General features: G+C 73.9%; 3 protein-coding genes. All 3 read left to right on the forward strand.

Annotated elements, in window-relative coordinates; genetic code table 11:
• Window positions 1-38: 38 nt before the first annotated feature.
• Window positions 39-4,583: a type I polyketide synthase gene (locus tag IO20_RS0120605; RefSeq protein ID WP_051874593.1), complete on the forward strand. Its 4,545-nt coding sequence runs from the start codon at window positions 39-41 to the stop codon at window positions 4,581-4,583.
• A complete protein-coding gene (locus IO20_RS37695; protein WP_051874594.1) occupies window positions 4,576-13,119 on the forward strand; it encodes a non-ribosomal peptide synthetase in 8,544 nt (2,847 codons plus the stop codon). Before IO20_RS0120605 ends, IO20_RS37695 begins: the two co-directional genes overlap by 8 nt.
• Window positions 13,116-21,097, forward strand: a 7,982-nt coding sequence (locus tag IO20_RS0120615) for a type I polyketide synthase (RefSeq protein ID WP_157850795.1), incomplete at its 3' end; no start/stop codon positions are given. The genes IO20_RS37695 and IO20_RS0120615, both read left to right, overlap by 4 nt.

Genomic DNA, 21,097 nt, shown 5'->3' on the forward strand with positions numbered 1-21,097 from the left:
GGCGCACCGACTCTCACCACATCTTGACGGAGTACACCTTGCACCAAGAGCAGATCCCGACTGACCGGGACGACACGGACGACACCGCCGGCCGGATCGCTGTCGTCGGCATGGCCGGGCGGTTCCCCGGCGCCGATTCGGTGGCGGACCTGTGGGAGCTGCTGGCTTCGGGGACGGAGGCGATCAGTCGCTTCTCCCCGGACGAGCTGCGGGCGGCCGGGGTGCCGGAGGCACTGCTGTCCGCGCCCGGCTACGTGCCCGCCAAGGGTGTGCTGGAGGACATCGAAGGCTTCGACGCCCAGCTGTTCGGCTACAGCCCGGCCGAGGCGGCCCTCATCGACCCCCAGCAGCGGATCTTCCTGGAGTGCGCCTGGTCCGCGCTGGAGGACGCCGGATGCGACCCCGACCGGGCCACGGGTCCGGTGTCGGTGTTCGCGGGGTCGCTGCTGAGCAGTTACCTCATCCACAACCTGCTGCCCCGCACGGACCTCCAGGCGACGTACGGCCTGCCGATGCTCTTCCAGGGCAACCAGGTGGACCAGCTCGCGACCCGGGTCGCGTACAAGCTCAATCTGCGCGGGCCGGCGGTGACGGTGCAGACGGCCTGTTCCACCTCGCTGGTCGCGGTGCACATGGCGGTGCAGAGCCTGCTGAGCGAGGAGTCCGATCTCGCCCTGGCCGGCGGTGTGACGGTGACCGTGCCGCACCGGGCCGGATACCTGCCCGCCGACGGTGGCATCGAGTCGGCCGACGGACACTGCCGCCCCTTCGGCGCCGACGCGAACGGCACCGTGTTCGGCAACGGCGCCGGTGTGGTCGTCCTCAAGCGGCTCGCCGACGCGCTGGCCGACGGCGACCGGGTGCATGCGGTCATCCTTGGCTCGGCGGTCAACAACGACGGTGCCGCCAAGGCCGGTTACACGGCTCCCGGTGTCGAGGGCCAGACAGCGGTGATCCGCGAGGCGCTGGCGCTGTCCGGCGTCGCCCCGGAGTCGGTCGGCTATGTGGAGGCGCACGGCACGGGCACCCCGATCGGCGACCCGATCGAGGTGGCCGCGCTGACCGCCGCGTACGGCACCGACGGGGCACGTGCCCGCTGTGCGCTGGGTTCCGTCAAGGCCAATGTGGGGCACCTGGACGTGGCGGCCGGCGTCACGGGTCTGATCAAGACCATCCTGACGCTGCGGGCCGGGCGGATTCCCGCCAGCCTGCACGCGACCGAGACGAACTCCGCCCTCGGACTGGCCGACGGTCCGTTCTTCGTACCCGGCGAGCTCTCCGTCTGGCCCGTGCAGGAGGGCCCGCGACGGGCCGCCGTGAGCGCCTTCGGCATCGGCGGCACCAATGCCCACCTGGTGCTGGAGCAGGCCCCGGCCGCCCCGCGGCCCGCCCTGGCGACCGTTGACCGCATGCCGGTGGCCCTGCCGCTGTCCGCCCGTACGGCGACGGCGCTCGACGCGCTCGCCGCACGGCTGGCCGACGATCTCGACGCCCACCCCGAGCGCCCGCTCGCCGCGGTCGCCCGCACCCTGCGCTCCGGGCGCCGGGAACTGGGCCACCGCCGGGTCGTCGTCGCGGACGGCACCGCGGCAGCCGGCCGCGCCCTGCGGTCCGGCACCGCCCGGGACTCGGTCCGCGGCAGGGCTGACCTCGGCCCCGCTCCCGTCGCCTTCCTGCTGCCAGGCCAGGGGGCCCAGTTCGCGGGCATGGCCCTGGGCCTGTACGAGTCCGAACCCGCCTTCCGCGCCGCTCTGGACGAATGCGCGCTCCTGCTCGCACCACGTCTCGGCCAGGGCCTGCTCAGCCTCCTGCGCGACGGCTCGCCCGAGGAGCTGCGCCGTACCTCGGTGACCCAGCCGACGGTCTTCTCGGTCAGCTACGCGCTGGCCCGGCTGCTGGAGCACCGCGGGGTGCGCCCGGCAGCCCTGCTGGGGCACAGCCTGGGCGAGTTCACCGCGGCCTGCCTCTCCGGGGTCTTCGAACTCAGGGACGCCGTGGCCCTGGTGGCGGCGCGCGGCCTCCTCATGGAGGAACTGGCGCCGGGCGCGATGCTCGCCGTGCCCCTGGACGAGACGGAGGCGCTGGCCGCGGCCGCCGAGTACGGCATCGACCTCGCCGCTCTCAACGGCCCACGGGCCGCCGTGCTGTCCGGCCCGGCCGAGCTCGTCGCGAAGGCCGCCGAGGGACTGGCCGGCCGCGGGGTGCGCGCACTGGCGCTGCCGGTGGAGCGTGCCTTCCACAGCCGTCTGTGCGAGCCGGCCGCGCAGCGGTTCGCGGCAGAGCTCGAAGGCGTACGGCTGCACGCGCCGCGGCTGCCGTTCCTGTCCAACCTCACCGGTGACTGGATCACCCCCGATCAGGCAACCGATCCGGCCTACTGGGTCCGCCAGATGCTCTCGCCCGTCCGCTTCCACGACGGGGTGCGCACCTTGTCCGCCCTGGACGAGCAGCTCGTGCTCGTGGAGGCCGGCCCCGGCAGCGTGCTGACCGACCTGGTGGCCGCGGGCCGCGAGGACGCGCGTCCCCGGCTCGCCCTGCCGATGATGCCCAGCCGCGGCCGCACCGAGACCAGCGAGGTGCCGAGCGCCCTGCTGTGCCTGGGGAGTCTGTGGGCGCAGGGCGTCCCGGTCGCCTGGGGCGACACGGGCCAGGGCGTGCCCGGTGCCGAGCTGCCCGGTTACCCCTTCGAGCGGGCGCGCCACTGGATCGAGCCGGCCGGCCAGGCCCCGTGGGCGGGGAGCACCGCCCCGGAACCTGCCCCTGCCCCCGCCAAGCCCGTGGGGGACGTCGGACGCGCCGCGGCGGACGTCTTCCACGCCCGTGTCGACTGGCAGGATGCCGGACTTCCCGCGGACGAGGACCCGTTCGGCGGCCGCCGCTACACCTGGCTGGTGCTGCTCGACGCCGAGCAGCGCGCCCAGCCCGTGGTGGATCTGCTGACGGCGCGCGGCCAGATCGTCACGTGCGTGCTGCCCGGCACGGAGTACCGGCGCGTGCGCCGCGGGGTCTACGAGATGGACCCGGCGGACCCCGAGCACCACAGCCGGCTCTTCACCGACCTGCGGGGCCTGGTCCGCACCCCTACGGCCGTCCTGTACGGCTGGGGTTACGGGGGCGTTGGCGGGGAGGACGGCGGAGAGGACGGCGCGTACTTCGGACTGGTCCAACTCGTCCGGGCGATGTCCGAGAGCGTGCTCAACGACGTCCGGCTCGGTGTGCTGACCGCCGGGGCGTTCGCCGTGGCGGAGGGCGAGGACGTCGACTGGCGGGCCGCGCTCCTCGGCGGCGCCGCGATGGTGCTGCCCGAGGAGTACCGCGCCCTGCACTGCACTCACGTCGATCTGCCGGGCAAGGCCCCGACGGCGGAGCTCGGCGCGGAGAGCGCGGCGGCCGTCATCCGGGCGCTGCTGGGCTCCCAGGGCCGGACAGCCGCGGTGCGCGGCGACCGGACACTGGTCCGCGTGCTGCGCGACGTTCCGCTGGAGATGTCGGCCGGACGGCCCACGCTCCTGCGCGAGCATGGCACGTACGTGATCACCGGTGGTCTGGGCGGTATCGGGGTGACCCTGGCGGGCTACCTGGCCCGTGCCTGCTCGGCGCGGACCGTCCTGCTCGGCCGCCGTTCGGAGGACGCGCTCACCCCGGGCGAAGCAGAGGCGCTGGCCCGGCTGCGCGGCACCGGAGCCGAGGTGCACACCGAACAGGCCGACGTGGTCGACCGGGCTTCGCTGGCCGCCGCCCTCGACCGGGTCAGGAAGCGGTTCGGCCGGATCGACGGCGTGGTCCACGCGGCCGGTGTCGCCGGCGGCGGTTCCGTCGAGCGGCGTACGGACGACGAGATGCGCGCGGTCCTGGCACCGAAGACGGCGGGCGTGCGCAACCTGCTCGCCGAACTGCGCCCCGACGAGGCCGACTTCCTGGTGCTGTGCTCCTCCCTCGCCTCGCTGGTCCCGACGTACGGCCAGGCCGACTACACGGCGGCCAACGCCGCACTGGACGCCTTCGCGGCCGCCGAGCACCTCGACGGCACGCGGTTCACCCTGTCGGTCAACTGGGACATGTGGGCCGAGGTCGGCATGGCCAGTACCGCCGAGGTCCCCGAGGACCTGCGGGAGTTCCAGCAGTCCATGCTGGCCGGTGCTCTCACCCCCGAGCAGGGTGCCCGAGCCTTCGCCGCGCTGCTCGACGGCCGCCCCGGGCAAGCCGTGATCGCGCGGGCCGGCACCGGGCTCACCGCCGCCGGAGCCCTGTCGGCCCCCGGCCGGCGGACCCCCGCCGACACCACCGCCGCGGCGGCGCCCCGCCCCGACCTGACCAACCTGTACACCGCACCCCGCACCGGGACGGAGGAGCGGCTGGCCGAGATCTACTGCCAGATGCTCGGCCTGGAGCAGGTGGGCGTGTACGACGACTTCCTCGAACTGGGCGGCCACTCGCTGCTCGCCGCACAGATGGTCGCCCGCCTGCGGGCGGAGTTCGACGTGCAGATCCCCGCCCGCGTCTTCTTCGAGGGCGGCCGGATCGCGGATCTCGCCGTGGAGATCGAGGAGTGCATCATCGCTGAACTGGAGAGCCATGAGTGACGCAGCGGTTCCGGGCCCCGACCGGACTTCCGAAGGACGGGACAGCAGGCTCGCCAGGCTGACACCCGAGCAGCGCGCCCGTTTCGAGCAGCGGATCCGTGGCGGTGGGCCGGCCCGGCACGCGGCTGCCCGGTCGCCGCTGGCGGGCCGCGACCGGTCCGTGCCGGCGCCGCTCTCCTTCGGGCAGGAACGCCTTTGGTTCCTGGAGCAGCTGAACCCCGGGCTCGCGGTCTTCAACGAGTACGCGGCGCTGCGGCTGAGCGGAACGCTCGATGTCGCCGCGCTCCAGCAGGCGCTGGACGGCCTGGTGGAGCGGCACGAAGCGCTGCGGACCGTCGTCGCCCTGGGCGAGGACGGTCCCGTCCAGCGGGTCCTGGACGATGCCGGCTTCGCCCTGCGCGTCCTGGACCTGCCCGCCGACCCCGCCGCCGAGCAGGCCGCGGCGGAGGCGGAGGCGGCGCGCCCGTTCGATCTGGCGGAGGGCCCGCTGTTCCGTGCTCTGCTCCTGCGCTCGGCCCCCGACCGGGCCCTGCTCGTGATCACCAACCATCACCTGGTGGGTGACGCCTGGTCGAGGTCCGTCCTCATCGACGACCTGCGGGCACACTACGCGGCCGCGCTGTCCGGCGCGGCCCGCCCCGCACCGCTCGCCGCCCAGTACGCGGACTGGGCGACGTGGCAGCGCCGGGAGCTGACCGACGAGGCCCTGGCCACGCCCCTGGCGTACTGGCGCGGGCAGCTGGAGGGGGCCCCTCATCTGCTGGCCCTCGCCACCGACCGGCCCCGGCCCGCCGTGCCCAGCTACCAGGGCGGCCGCGTCCATTTCACCCTGGATGCGCAGACGACCGCCGCGGTCGACGCGCTGGCGAAGGAGGCGCAGGCCACGCCGTTCATGGTGACCCTGGCCGGCTGGCAGGCGTTGCTGATGCGCCACTCGGGCCAGGAGGACGTGGTGGTCGGCGTGCCGACGGCCGGCAGGACCCCCGCCGAGTCGGAGTCCATGGTCGGCATGTTCGTGAACAGCCTGGTGATCCGCTCGGACCTGTCCGGCGACCCGTCCTTCGCCGGTCTCCTCGGCCGGGTCCGCGAGACGGTGCTCGGTGCCCTCGCACACCAGCAGGTGCCGTTCGAGCGCCTGGTGCAGGAACTGCGCCCGGAGCGGGACCTCAGCTACGCCCCGCTCTACCAGGTGCAGTTCGGCTACCGGAACGTGCCCGAACGCGAACTGGGCCTGCCCGGCGTCTCCATGGAGGTCGTCGACCTCGACAACGGGGTCTGCCGCGGGGATCTCGCCGTCGAACTGTCCCGGGACGGCGAGCTCACGCGGGGCGTCTGCGAGTTCAGCCGCGACCTGTTCGACGAGCGGACCGCGCTGGAATGGTGCGCGACCCTCACCCGGATACTCCGGCGGGCCACCGCGGAGCCGGACCTCCCGCTGTCCGCGCTGCTGGCCCTCTCGCCCGCCGAGACGGCCGCGCTGGACCTGTCCAACGACACCACCACGGCCGTCACGCCCGAGGACGGAGTGTTGGCGGGCTTCGACCGTCAGGTACATCGGCGCCCCGACGCCCCCGCGCTGGTCTGCGGGGCGGAGGAGCTCGACTACGGGCAGCTGGACTCCCGGGTCTCGGCGCTGGCGGCGCGGCTGCGCGCGGCCGGCGCCGGACCGGGCACCCTGGTCGGCCTGTGCCTGCGGCGCGGCACCGACCTGGTGGTGTCCATGCTCGCCGTGCTGCGCAGCGGCGCGGCCTATCTACCGATGGACCCCTCTTATCCGGCGGCCCGGCTCACACACATGGTGCGGGACGCACGGCCCGTGCTGGTCGTGGTGCACGAGGCCTCCCGGGCCGCGGCCCCGGCGGACGCCGCGCTGCTCGACCTCGATGCCGGCCCAGGGACCGAGCCGGTCGGCCTCGGACGCGCCACCGCGGACGCCGCCTCGCCCGATTCCCCGGCGTACGTCATCTACACGTCCGGATCCACCGGTACGCCCAAGGGTGTCGTGGTGCGGCGGAGGAACCTGGACAACTTCCTGGTCGCGATGGACTCGGTCGTCGGGGCCGAGGAGCCGGTGAGCTGGCTCGCCGTCACCAGCGTCTCGTTCGACATCTCCGTGGTGGAGCTGCTGTGGACGCTCAGCCGCGGCCACCGGGTCGTGCTGAGCCAGGACCCCGAGTCGGCAGCCCTGCCCGCGGTGGCATCGGCTCCGGCAGTGAGGTTCGCCGCCGAGGCCGCGTCGGCCCCCGAGTTCAGCCTGTTCTACTTCTCCAGCGCGCAGCCGGAGTCGGGCCCCGGGCCCGAGCAGTACCGGCTGCTGATGGAGGGTGCCGCCTTCGCCGACACCCATGACTTCGCCGCGGTCTGGATGCCCGAGCGGCACTTCCACGCCTTCGGCGGCCCCTTCCCCGCCCCCTCGGTACTCGCCGGCGCCATCGCGAACAGCACCTCGCGGCTCGGGATCCGCGCGGGGAGCGTCGTCATGCCGCTGCACCACTCCATCCGGGTCGCCGAGGAATGGTCCGTCGTCGACAACCTCTCGGGCGGCCGGGTCGGTCTGTCCTTCGCCTCCGGCTGGCACGTCGATGACTTCGTGCTGGCCAACGACGCCTACGAGCGGCGCAACGAACTGCTGCTGAGCGGCATCGACGAGGTGCGCCGGCTGTGGCGCGGCGAGCGGGTCACCTTCGAGGCGCCCGGCGGCCGGCCGGCGGAGATCGCCGTGCTGCCCCGTCCGGTCCAGCCCGAACTGCCTTTCTGGCTGACCTCCTCAGGCAATCCGGAGACGTGTCGGCGCGCCGGGGAGATCGGTGCACGACTGCTCACCCACCTGCTCGGACAGAGCGTCGAAGACCTCGCCGAGCGGATCACCACGTACCGGGACGCCTGGCGCGCGGCGGGTCACGCGGGTGAGCCCCATGTGACGCTGATGCTGCACACGTACGTGGGGGCCGACGCGGCGGACGTCCGGGCCCGCGCCTGGGAGCCGTTCCGCGCGTACCTGCGTTCCTCGCTCGGCCTGATCGAGAACATGGCCCGCGGTCTCGGCATGGACGTCCGCTCCGCGGACTTCACGCCCGAGGACCTGGAGGCGCTGCTCGACCACGCGTGCGCCCGCTACATGCGGGACGGCTCGCTCATCGGCACCGCCGACGACTGCCTGCCCCTGGTGGAGCGGCTGACGGCGATCGGCGTGGACGAGCTCGCCTGCCTGGTCGACTTCGGTGTGGACACCGATGCCGTGCTCGCTGCGCTGCCCCGGCTGGACGCGCTCCGCCGGGCCACTGCGGCCCCCCGTACGACGTCCGCGGTCGCCCCTGCCCCGGTCGCCGACTCCCTCACCGCGTTGGTCCGCCGCCACGGTGTGACCCATCTGCAGTGCACGCCGTCGCTGGCCCGCACCCTCCTGGACGAGCCGGACGCCGAGTCCCTGCGGGGTCTGCGGATGCTGCTGCTGGGCGGCGAGCCGCTGGACCGCCTGCTGGCGCGGCGCCTGCACGAGCGACTGGGCGCGGACATCCGCAACATGTACGGACCGACCGAGACGACCGTGTGGTCGACCAGCTGCGCGGTCGCTCCCGGCGGCGCTCCGGTCCTGATCGGCAAGCCGCTCGCCAACACCTCGGTGTACGTTCTCGACGGGCACGGGCGGCGGGTTCCGGCCGGGGTTCCCGGTGAACTCCACATCGGCGGAGCGGGCGTGGCCGAGGGCTACCTCGACCGCCCGGAACTGACCGCCGAGCGTTTCGTCCCGGACACGTTCGCCGGGGGCCCCGAGGCCCGGCTCTACCGCACCGGCGACATCGTGCGCACCGTGCGGGACGGCCGGCTGGAATATCTGTCCCGCAACGACCACCAGGTGAAGATCCGCGGCTTCCGGGTGGAGACCGGCGAGGTCGAGTACGCGCTCGCGGCCCTGCCGGCGGTCCGCCAGGCGGTCGTGACGGCCCATGGCCTGGGCACCGAACGGGCCGCCCTGACCGCCTACGTGGTCCCGGCCGGTCCGGCCGTGGACCCGGGCGCGCTGCGCTCGGCCCTCTCCGAGCGGTTGCCCGCGTTTCTCGTACCGTCCCGCTTCGTCCTGCTCGACGCGTTCCCGCTGACCAGCAACGGCAAGGTGGACCGCGCCGCGCTGCCCGCGCCGGGCACCACCGTGACGGGCCGTGCGTACGAAGCACCGGTCACCGCCGTCGAGCGGGCGATCGCCGAGATCTGGCGCGTCGCGCTGGAGGTCGACCGGGTCGGCCTGCACGACGACTTCTTCGAGCTCGGCGGCCACTCGTTGCTCGCCACGCAGGTGCTCGCGCGGATCCGGCAGGACCTGGCGGTGCGGCTTCCCCTGCGCGTCTTCTTCACTTCGCCCACGGTGGCCAGCCTCGCCACCACGGTCGAGGAGCTGCGCTCCGCGGCCGCGCCCGGCGACGAGCCGTCAGCCGTGGCCCTGCGGCCCGATCCGGCCACGCGGCACGAGCCGTTCCCGCTCACCGACGTGCAGCGCGCCTACTGGATCGGCCGCAGTGGGGCGGTGGGCGGGGACGTCTCCTGCCACCTGTACGTCGAACTCGACGTCACCGACGTGGACCTCGACCGGCTCCAGGACGCCTGGCGCGCGCTGGTGCACCGCCATGACGCGCTGCGCCTGGTGATCGGTGCGGACGGCACCCAGCGCGTCCTGGAGTCCGTACCCGACTACCGCATCGACGTCGTGGAACTGGGGACTCTGGACGCCGCGTCGCAGGCCGGCAGGCTGGCGGAGCTCCGGGACGCCATGTCCCACCAGGTGTTGCCCTCGGACGTCTGGCCACTGTTCGATCTGCGGGCGAGCCGCCTCGGCGGCGGCCGTGACCGGCTGCACCTGAGCATCGACACCCTGATCGCCGACGGCGGCAGTGTGCGGATCCTGCTCGGCGAACTTCTCGCCGTGTACCAGGGGAAGCTGACGCCGCGTCCGCTGGAGCTGACCTTCCGCGACTACGTGATGGCCGACCAGCAGCGGCGACAGGGCGACGCGTACCAGCGTGACCTGGCCTACTGGCAGGAGCGGCTGGAAACGCTGCCGCCGGCGCCGCGACTGCCGCTGCGCACCCAGCCCGAATCGCTCTCCGAGACCCGGTTCGGCCGCCGCGAGGAGTACCTGCCCGCCGACGTCTGGGACCGGATCAAGGTCCGCGCCGCGAAGGAGCGGATCACCCCGTCCGCCGTGGCACTGACCGCGTACGCCCAGGTCCTGGGGACGTGGTCGGCCGACGACCGCTTCACCCTCAACCTCACGCTGTTCAACCGGATAGGCGACCACGCGGATCTGTCCGCTCTGGTCGGCGACTTCACCGACCTCAGCCTGTTCGAGGTGGACGGGGGCTGTCACGGAGCCTTCGCCGAGCGCGCCCGACGGGTGCAGGAACGGCTGTGGGAGGACCTGGAGCACCGCCTGGTGAGCGGTGTACGGGTCGCCCGCGAGCTGATGCAGCGGCGCGGGGTGTCGGACGCGGCGATGCCGGTGGTCTTCACCAGCGAGCTCGGGGCCGGCGACGACGGCGGCAGCACCGCGCTGCGTGAGCTGGGCGCCGAAGTGGCCCACACGATCACCCAGACCCCGCAGGTGTGGCTGGACCACCAGATCTCCGAGGACGCCGGCAGACTCCGGCTGACGTGGGACGCCGTGGAGGCGCTGTTCCCGACGGGGATGCTGGACGACATGTTCGCGGCGTACACCGGGCTGCTGCGTGCCCTCGCCGACGAGGACGCGTGCTGGACCGACGAGCGCCGCAGCGTGCTCCCGGCCTGGCAGCAGGAGGCCTACCGGGCACTGAACGCCACCGCGGGCCCGGTGCCCGCCGGTCTGCTGCACGAGCCGTTCCTCGCCCAGGCGAGCGCCCGGCCCGACTGGCCTGCCGTGGTCTCCGCCACCGGCACCGTCACGTACGCCGAACTGGAGCGGGCCTCCGCATCCGTCGCGCGTGCCGTGCGGGCGACGGGCGCGGGGCCGAACGACCTGGTCGGCGTCCTGATGGGCCGGGGCTGGGAACAGGCCGCCGCGGTGTTGGGCGTGCTGCGCGCGGGGGCCGCGTACCTGCCGCTGGACGCCAAGCTGCCGGCGGCCCGGATCGCGCACACCCTGCGCCATGCGCGCGCGGTCGCGACGGTGGTCCTGCCGGACGGTGACGCCGCCGCGAAGGTGCCCTCCGACGTGGTGCGGATCGTGTTCGACCCGGCTGCGCCCCACGCCGACGGGGCACCCGAGGCGGTGTCCGCGGCCACCGCGGCCGACATGGCGTACGTGATCTACACCTCCGGTTCGACGGGCGACCCCAAGGGCGTCGTCATCGATCACCGGGGTGCGCTCAACACGGTCACGGACATCAACGAGCGGTTTCACGTCGGCTCCGAGGACCGGGTGTTCGGCATCTCGGCCCTCGGCTTCGACCTCTCGGTGTACGACCTGTTCGGCACCTTCGCCGCGGGTGCCACCCTGGTGATGCCGGGCGACGACGAGGACCGCGATCCGGTCCGCTGGTCGCGGACGGTGGCGGAGCACGGAGTGACCGTCTGGAACTCGGTGCCCGCGCTGATGGAGATGCTCCTGGCGCACGCGCTGGGCAACGCCGCGGTCCGGCTGGAGTCCCTGCGGCTGGTCATGCTCAGCGGCGACTGGATCCCGGTCGGCATGCCCGGGCAGATCCACGAGCTCAGCCCCAAGACCCGGGTGATCAGCCTGGGCGGGGCGACCGAGGCCTCGATCTGGTCGGTGCTGCACCCGGTGGAGACCGTCGATCCGGAGCGGCCGAGCATTCCCTACGGCCGTCCCATGCGGAACCAGTCGATGTACGTGTTCGACCAGGCGTTCCTGCCCTGCCCGGTCGGAGTGCCCGGTCAGCTGTACATCGGAGGCATCGGCCTGGCGCTCGGCTACCACCAGGCGCCCGAGCTGACCGAGCGGGCGTTCCCCGCCCACCCGGTGACCGGCGAACGGCTGTACCGGACCGGCGATCTGGCCCGGCTGATGCCGGACGGCACGCTGGAGTTCCTGGGCCGTGAGGACTCTCAGGTGAAGGTGCGCGGCATGCGCATCGAACTCGGCGAGATCGAGGCCGCTCTGGTGCGCACCGACGGGATCCGGGAGGCTGCCGCCCTGGTCGAGGGCTCCGGCACCGCCGCGCAGCTGGTGGCGTACGTGGTCGCGGAAGACGCGTCCGGTGCGGCTGCGGTGGGCGCGCCCCGTTTCGACGCCGAACGGCTGAAGCATCTGGAGGTGCGGATGCGGCAGCCGGGGCGGCGCGACGACCTGGCCGGCCGGGAGGTGTTGCCGTTCACCGCGCCCGCCGACAGCGCGGCGCTGCGGGCGGCCGCGGCCCTGCGGGGGAACGCGGACGCGTTCGGCCGGCTTCCGGCCCCGGCCGACGCGCTGCACGCACTGCTGACCGTCCTGGCGCGTCAGGACGAGGCCGCGGTGCCGAAGTACGGCTACGGTTCGGCCGGCGGGCTCTACCCGGTGCAGGTCTATGTGCACGTCGCCCCCGGCGGCGTGGCCGGCATGCCTGCCGGGACGTACTACTTCGATCCGGCGGCGCCCGCTCTGGTGGCGCTGCGGCAGGACGTGGGGTACGCGCCGGAGCTGTTCGGGCCCACCAACCACGAGCTGGCACAGGACGCCGCGTTCGCGATCTACCTGGTCTCCCGAAGCTCGGCCATCGCACCCGTGTACGGCGAACTGGCCGACCGCTTCATGCTGCTGGAGGCGGGCGCGATGGCACAGCTCCTGCGTCAGCGGGCGGCCGACTGCGGGCTGGCGCTGCGACCCGTCGGCGACGTGTACGCGGAGCCGCTGCGGGCCGCGCTGCACCTGGAGGACGGGCAGTCGGTGCTGCACAGTGTGATCGGCGGGCCGGTCGCCGGGGCCCCGGCCTCGGGCGCGGGCCGGGAGGAGCAGCTGCGCACCGCTCTGGCCGAGCGGCTGCCGGTCTACATGGTGCCGCGGCACATCCGCGCCATCGACGCGCTTCCGCTCAGCTCCAACGGCAAGGTGGACCGCAAGGCGCTGGCGCGACGGGCCGCCGCGTCCGCACCCGCCGCCGGCGCGGTCACTGCTCCGGCGACGCCGGTGACCTCTCCCCCGGCCGCTCCCGCACCGATCGCCATGGCGGCGGCCGGCAGCGGTTCGACCGGACACCTGGTCCGGTTGTGGCAGGAGGTGCTGGGCGGCGAGAGCATCGGCCTCGACGTCAACTTCTTCGAACTGGGTGCCAACTCCATCCACATGGTGCAGGTCCAGCGGCGGATCGGGGAGCTGTTCGGCCGGGAGATCCCCGTGCTCGAACTCTTCGAGCGCCCGACGATCCGGCTGCTGGCCGAGCTGCTCGACGAGCCGGACCCGGCTGCCGCCGGGAGCCCGTCCGTACCGGCGGCATCCGCGCCGCACCCCGCACCGGCACCCACGCCCCAGCCTTCCACGGCCGAGGCAGCGCCTACCCGGGCGCAGCACCACGAACGACGGCGATCCGCCCGGCGCGCCGGCGGATCCGGCAGGGGCACCACCGCATGAACACGGACAGAGTAGAGATGGCGATGACCGACCGGCTGACCACAGACACCGAGCCCGCACCTGCCGACATCCCGGACGCGGTGGCCGTCACGGGCCTGGCCTGCCGCTTTCCCGGCGCGGCGGACAGCGCGGAGTTCTGGTCGAACCTGCTGGCCGGGCGGGAGAGCCTGGCCTTCCGGACCCCTGAGGAGCTGGCCGCCCTCGGAGTGCCGCCGGAGCGGCTCGCCGACCCCCGCTTCGTCGCCTCCGGCGGCGTGCTGGAGGACACCGACCGATTCGACGCGGCGTTCTTCGGCATCACGCCGCGTGAGGCCGAGCTGATGGACCCCCAGCACCGGCTGTTCCTGCAGTGCGCGGTCTCCGCCCTGGAGGACGCGGGTCAGCGCCCCGACCGGACCGAGGGCGACATCGGGGTCTATGCCGCCTCCGGTTTCAACTCGTACCTCACCCACCAGCTGCTGCCGTACGCGGCCGAACTCGGCGACCGCGCCGACGTGCAGTGGCTGGCGGGCAGCGACAAGGACTACCTGGCCACGCAGGTCTCCTACCGGCTGGGGCTGACCGGCCCCAGCCTCAACGTCCAGACCGCGTGCTCCTCCGCGCTCGTCGCGGTTCATCTGGCCGCCGAGGCCCTGCTGAGCGGCGAGTGCGATGTCGCCCTGGCCGGTGCCGTGTCGGTGGGTGTCTCCCAGGGGCTGGGCTATCTACACAGCGAGGGCGGCATTCTCTCGGCGGACGGCCACTGCCGGCCCTTCGACGCGGAAGCCACCGGGACGGTGTTCGGCAGCGGTGTCGGCGCGGTCGTGCTCAAGCGGTTGGCGGACGCCATCGAGGACGGCGACACCATCCGCGCGGTCCTGCGCGGCTCCGCCGTCAACAACGACGGCAACCACAAGGTCGGTTTCACCGCTCCGAGCACCAGCGGTCAGGTCCGGGTCATCACCGCGGCCCAGGCCGTGGCCGGGGTGGGCCCCGAGGAGCTGGCCTACCTGGAGGCGCACGGCACCGGCACCGCACTCGGCGACCAGATCGAACTGGCAGCGCTGCGCAAGGTCTTCGCGGACGCGCCGGAGAGCCGCTGCGCTCTGGGCGCGGTCAAGTCGAACGTCGGACATCTGGACACCGCCGCGGGCATGGCCGGTCTGATCAAGACCGTGCTGACCCTTCAGCACCGCACCCTGCTGCCCACCGTGCACTTCAGCCGGCCGCACCCGGGGCACGGTCTGGACGGCACCCGGTTCCGGGTGCTGACCGAGGCCGAGCCGTGGTCCGGCCCCGAGGGGGCGATGCTGGCGGGCGTCAGCTCGTTCGGCATCGGCGGCACCAACGCCCACCTCGTCCTCCAGGAACCGCCGCGCCCGGCCACCCCGTCCGCCGCGGACGCCGGCGGGCAGGGCGAGGCTCGCTGGCAGCTGCTCCCCGTGTCGGCACGTACCCCGGCCGCGCTGGAGCGAAGCACCACCGCCCTGGCCGGCGCACTGACCCATGGGACACCGGTGCGTCTCGGTGACGCGGCGCACTCCCTGCAGACCGGCCGGCGCGAGTTCGAGTGGCGGCGGGCTGTGCTCGCCACGGACACCGCCGGCGCCGCGGCCGCGTTCGCCGTGCCCACCGAGGGCACGGCGGCCGCCGGCTCCGGAACCGGTGCCGTGTACGTCTTCCCGGGCCAGGGCGCAGGGTTCCCGGGCATGGCCGCGGAGCCGTACCGCGCCGAGCCGGTGTTCCGCGCCGAGCTCGACCGCGCCCTGGAGGCGCTGCGCCCCTGGACCGACGCACCGCTGCGCGAGCTGCTGCTCGACCCCGGGCACCCGGACCTGTTCGAACGCACCGAGGTGGCACAGCCCGCGCTGTTCGCCGTCGAGTACGCGCTGGCGTCCTGGTGGGCGGCCGTGGGCGTACGCCCGGCGGCCCTGGTCGGGCACAGCGTCGGCGAGTTCACCGCGGCCTGCCTGGCCGGGATCTTCTCGCTGGCGGACGCGGCACGCCTGGTCGCGGCGCGCGGCCGGCTCATGGGCCGGCTGCCCGCGGGCTCGATGCTCGCGGTGCCGCTGCCGGAGTCCGAGGTCCGCGCCCTGATCGGCGACGGTCCCGGCCCGGACGGCCTGGACCTGAGCGCCGTCAACGCGCCCGACCGCTGTGTCGTGGCCGGCACCCCGGAGGCCGTGGCGGAGCTGCGCGAGCGGCTCGCCGCCTCGGGCGTGGCGACCCGCCTGCTCGCCACCCGGCACGCCTTCCACTCCCGCCATGTGGACGCGATCCTCGGCGAGTTCACCGCGCTGGCCGCCGGCGTGCCGATGCACGCACCCGCGCTGCCCGTGGTCTCTACGGTCACGGGCACCTGGCTGACGGCACAGGAGGCCTGCTCCCCCGCGTACTGGAGCCGCCAGATGCGCGAAGCCGTGCGCTTCGCCGACGCGCTGGCCCAGTGCCCGGGATCCGTACCCGTGCTGGAGGTCGGACCGGGGGCCGCCCTCACCTCGGCGGCCCGCCGGACCCTCGGGCCGGGCCGCCAGGTGCCGGCAGGCCTCACCCGCGAGGAGCCGGGCCGCCCGCCGCAGCGGCTGGCCGCCCTCGCCGCCCTCTGGGAGCAGGGGGCCGAGATCGACTGGTCGGTGCTCGGCGACCGCGCCGGGCTGCGCCGGATCCCCCTGCCGACCTACCCGTTCGAGCCCGACCGGCACTGGTTCGAGCCCACCACACCGGCCCGCGGCCTGCCCACCCGGGCCCCGGGCATCGACCGGCCCGCCGGTGTGGACGGCTGGTTCCGCGCCACCCAGTGGAACCGCTCCGCCCCGCCTGCCGCCGCACCCCGCCCGCTGGGCACCGTCCTGGTACTGGCCGACGCCTCGGGCCTCGGCACGGAACTGGCCGGGCGGCTCGCCGAAGCCGGTTCCCGGGTGATCGTGGCCCGTGCCGCGGACGCCGCGCGCGCGCCGGGCACGCTCGGCGCCTCCCCCGAGGGCTACCTGCTGCGCCCTGACGACCGGGAGGCGTTCGAGGCGCTGGCCACCGACCTCGCCGAGCGCGGGAGCGCACCGGACGTCGTGCTCGGCTGCTGGGCGATGGACGACCCGGCGCTCGCCGATGCCGCGCCGAACGCGGTCGGCGACGCCGCCGCCGCGGCCGTCACCGTCCCCGTCTTCCTGGCCCGCGCCCTCGGCGAGGCCTTCCCCGGCGCGCCGGTGCGGATGCTGTTCGTGACCGATGCCGCCCACGCCGTCGGCGGGCAGCCGCCGCGTACTCCGCACTCCGCGGCGGTCCTCGGCCCGGTGCGGGTCATTCCGCTGGAGACCCCGCTCTTCGCGGTCCGCGCCGTCGACGTCGACTGCCCGGCCCGTACCCCGGCCCGGCTGGCGAGGACCGCCGACGCGGTGCTCGCCGAGCTGTACGCCGAGTCCGCCTGGGAGCTTCCCGAGCCGTTGGTCGCGCTGCGCGGCCGCGGCCGCTGGACGTCCTCGACGGCCCGGCCGGAACTGGCTCCGGCCCCGGCCTCCCCGGTGCTCCGCGACGGCGGAACGTATCTCGTCACCGGTGGGCTGGGCGGCATCGGCCGCGCGGTCGCCGAGTGGTGCGTCGCCGGAACCACCGCGTGCACCGTCGTCCTGGTCACCCGGCGGGCCGTCCCCGACGGGCCCCACTGGACCGTGATCCGCACCGCGGAGTCCGCGACCGCCACCGCCGCGCCGGAACTGTCGGACTGGTTCGCCACCCTGGCCGCGGGCGGCGCCGCGGTCTACGTCGTCGAAGCCGATGTCGCCGACGAGGGGGCCCTCGGCGCGGCACTGGCCCGCGTACGGGCCGCGCACGGCGGGATCGACGGCGTGGTGCACGCGGCCGGTGTGCCCGGCGGCGGTGTCGTCTCACTGCGTACGGCCCAGGAGATCGCCCGGGTCCTCGAACCCAAGGTGCGCGGCACGGTCGTGCTGCACCGGCTCACCGAGGACGACGCGCCCGACTTCTTCGTGCTCTTCTCCTCCGCCATGGCCATGGTCGGCGCCCCCGGACAAGTCGACTACGCGGCCGCCAACGCCTTCCTCGACAGCTTCGCCCACACCGCGGACACCGTGGTCTCGGTCGGCTGGGACCGCTGGTCCGAGGTGGGCATGGCGGTCCGGAGCAGCGCCTCCGCCTGGACCGGCGGCGAGCCCCTCGACCACCCGCTGTTCGATCTGCGACGCGCCGGCGGCGCCGCCGGCGCGGAGCCGTATCTGGAGCTTCGGGTCCGGCACGGCGCACACACCGAGTGGCTGTCGGACGAGCACCGCCTCGGCGGCGAGCCGGTCCTTCCCGGTACCGCGCTTCTCGACCTGGCGACCGCCGCGTTCCGGCTGACCCCGGGTGCCGGGCAGGCCGAGCTGCGCGACGTCGTGTTCTCGCAGCCCGTGCGCGTCCCGTCCGGCGAGCGTCCGGAGATCACGGTCGCGCTGCGTCCTCGTGAGGCCGGCTACGACTGGTCGGTCACCTCCTCGCAGTCGTCGGGTCGACCGCACGCCCAGGGATTCGTGACGGCGTTCGCGGGCCCGGCCCCGCAGCCGGTCGCCCTGGCAGAGGCGCAGGAAGCGTGCGGCGCCCCCGTGCCGCTGGCGGCCGGCGACGCGCGCGGCGGCGTCGGGCTGAGCACCGGTCCCCGCTGGGAGAGTCTGCGCGAGGCGCGGCAGAGCGAGCGCAACGGCTTCCTGTCCCTCGCGCTTCCCGAGGAGTTCCACGACGATCTGGCGGTGCATCCGCTGCACCCGGCGCTGCTGGACGTGGCCACGGGCGCGGTCGTCGCGCGGACCGGCACCCACCTGCCGGTGGCGTACCGCAGCCTGGTGGTGCACCGGGATCTGCCGGCCGAGCTGCGCGTCGTCACCTTCCAGCGCGAGGGCGACGGCCCCCAGGACACCCTGGTCGTCGACCTGGTGCTGGCCGGTGCGGACGGGGCGCCCGCCGTCACCATCGAGGGGTTCGTACTGCGTCCGGCGCCCAGCGGCGCCCAGCGCCAGGCGGAGCCGGAGGAGGGTGGCATCCCGACCGAGGAGGGGCTGCACGCCCTCGAGCGGGTGCTCGCGAACCAGCACTTGCCGCATCTGGTGGTCAGCCCGCGGGCCGACCAGTGGGACCGGCCGCGTCCGGCCGCCCGCTCGACGGCGAAGGCGGACGGTTCGCCGCGCGCCGCCGCAGGCGGTGCTCCCCGTGACGAGATCGAACAGCGGATCGCCGAGGTCTGGAGCCGGCTGCTCGGCATCCCGGACATCGGCCTGGACGACAACCTCTTCGAACTCGGCGGGGACTCCCTGCTGATCGTGCAGATCTCCGCCGAGTGCCAGCGCCTGGGGCTGCCCATGTCGCCCGGCGACGTCTTCGAACTGCCCACGGTCGCACGGCTCGCCGAGCGGATACGCCTCACGATGGCGGCGGCCGAAGCCGCGGGCCCCCCGGCCGCTGACGAAGGTTCGGCGGCCGTCTCCGGTGACGCCCGCCCTGCGGAGATCCCGCTCTCCTTCGCCCAGGCGGCGCTCTGGTTCCACGGGAAACTGCAGGGCGCGACCCCGGCGTACAACATGCCGTCCGCGATCCGGCTCTCCGGCCGGCTCGACCGCACGGCGCTGCAGGCGGCCCTCGTCGATGTGACGGAGCGCCACGAGAGCCTTCGGACGCTCTTCCCCGACCGGGAGGGAGTGCCCTACCAGCACATTCTGAGCACCGAGGAGGCAGCGCCCCGGCTGGTGTTCTCCCGCACCACGGAGGACCGGCTGCCGCAGGAGCTGGCCGAGGTCGCGCGCTACCCGTTCGACCTGTCGGCCGAACCCCCGCTGATCACCCACCTCTTCGAGGTGGCACCCGAGGAGCACGTACTGATCCTCGTGCTCCACCACATCGCGGGCGACGGCTCCTCGATGGCCCCGCTGGCCCGGGACATGACCAGCTCCTACCTGGCGCGCGCCCGCGGCGAGGCACCCGTGTGGGAACCGCTGCCGCTGCAGTACGCCGAGTTCGCCCTCGGCCAGTACGAGCGGCTCGGCGACCTCTCCGACCCGGACAGCGTCGGGGGCCGGCAGTTGCGCTTCTGGCGCGAGGCGCTGCACGAGTTGCCCGACCATCTGCCGCTGCCCACCGACCGGCCGCGTCCAGCCGTGATGTCGTACGAGGGCGGAATCGTCCGGCACGACATTCCGGCCCACCTGCACGAGGCCATGCTGGGTCTGGCCCGGGCGAACCGGGTCAGCCTGTTCATGGTGCTCCAGGCGGGCATCACCGCGATGCTGACACAGCTGTCCGGTACCACGGACATCAGCCTGGGCACACCTGTGGCGGGCCGCGCCGACGCCGTGCTCGACGATCTCGTCGGCTACTTCGTCAACCCACTGGTCCTGCGCGTCGACACCTCGGGCGAGCCCAGCTTCCGTGAGCTGCTGCGCCGGGTCCGGCGCACGGACCTGAAGGCGTTCGCCAACCAGGACATGCCGTTCGAGCAGCTGATCGAGGAACTCAACCCGCGGCGCTCGCTGTCCTGGCACCCGCTGTTCCAGGTCATGCTGGCGTTCCAGAACACCCCCGAGGTCAAGCTGGAACTGCCGGGTGTGACCCTGACCGATGAGGACGTGGACACCGACGGGACCAAGTTCGACCTGTCCTTCGGCATCAGCGAGCAGCGGGACGCCGAGGGCGCCGCCGCCGGGCTGAAGTGCTTCGTCGAGTACAGCTCCGACCTGTTCGACCGCAGCACCGTCGCCACGATGATGGACCGCTTGGAACGGCTTTTCGAGGCTGTCCTCGAGGACCCGGACCGGCCGGTCTCCGGCTCCGACCTGTTCGTCGAGGGCGAGCGTCACCGGGTCGTGGAGGAGTGGAGCGGCTCCGTTCGTCCGGTGCCGTCGCAGCGATTCACCGACCTGTTCGAGGCGCGTGCCGCGGCGGTCCCACGGGAGACCGCGCTGGTCGCCGAGGACGGGCGGCTGGACTTCGCGGGGCTCAACGTCCGCGCGAACCGGCTGGCCAGGCTGCTGATCGAGCGCGGCGTGGGCCCGGAGCGGTACGTGGTACTGGCCCTGCCGCGGACGACCGATCTCATCGTCGGTCTGCTCGCGGTGCTCAAGACGGGTGGCGCCTACGTACCGGTACTGACCGACCAGCCGGCCGAGCGGCTCGCCCACATCTACGGCGACGCCCGCCCGGTCTGCACGCTGACCACCGAGGACCTGGCCGGCCTGCTCCCCGCGGGGGTGCCCACCCTGGTGGTCGACACCCCCGAGGTCCGCACCCTGCTGGACGGCCACGGCGACGCCCACAGCGCCATCCCGGCGGACGATGTGCGGGACGGTGAGCGGCTCGCCCCCGCAGATCCGGCGCACCCGGCGTACCTCGTCTACACCTCGGGGTCGACAGGTCTGCCGAAGGCCGTCGTCATCGAGGACAGGAATCTCACCGGCCTCTTCCATGCCCACCACCACCAGTTCATCGGGCCCGAGGTGGCCGCACTCGGCGGCCGCCGCTTCCGGGCGGCGCTGGTGCCCGCGCTCACCTTCGACACCGCGCTGGAGCCGCTGCTGTGGATGGTGGCCGGACACGAGATGCATCTGCTGAGCGACGAAGTGCGCCGTGATCCCGCGGCACTCGTCGGGTACGTGGGCCGGGAGCGGATCGACTTCCTCGACATCACTCCGTCCTATCTGCCGCAGCTGCTCGCCGAGAACCTCCTGCCCGCCGAGGGCCACCGGCCCCGGTTGCTCATGCTGGGCGGCGAGGCCGTCAGCGAGGCCTTGTGGCAGCGGCTCGCCGCCGAACCGGGCGTCCACGCGTACAACTTCTACGGCCCCACCGAGACCACCATCGACGCGGTGTTCTGCCGGATGCGCGGGGACGAGACCCCGGCGATCGGCCGGCCTCTGGAGAACGTCGCCGCGTACGTGCTGGACGCGGCGCTGGCCCCGGTTCCCCCGGGCGTCCCCGGCGAGCTCTACCTCGCCGGCACCCAGCTGGCCCGCGGCTACCTCGG

This window comes from Streptomyces exfoliatus, from assembly GCF_000725545.1.
In the GTDB taxonomy this organism is placed as follows: Bacteria; Actinomycetota; Actinomycetes; order Streptomycetales; family Streptomycetaceae; genus Streptomyces; species Streptomyces exfoliatus.

Bases quoted from the DNA above. Each gene is read 5' to 3' on its own strand.
- IO20_RS37695 (WP_051874594.1), top strand. From the start codon at position 4,576: ATGAGTGACGCAGCGGTTCCGGGCCCCGACCGGACTTCCGAAGGACGG.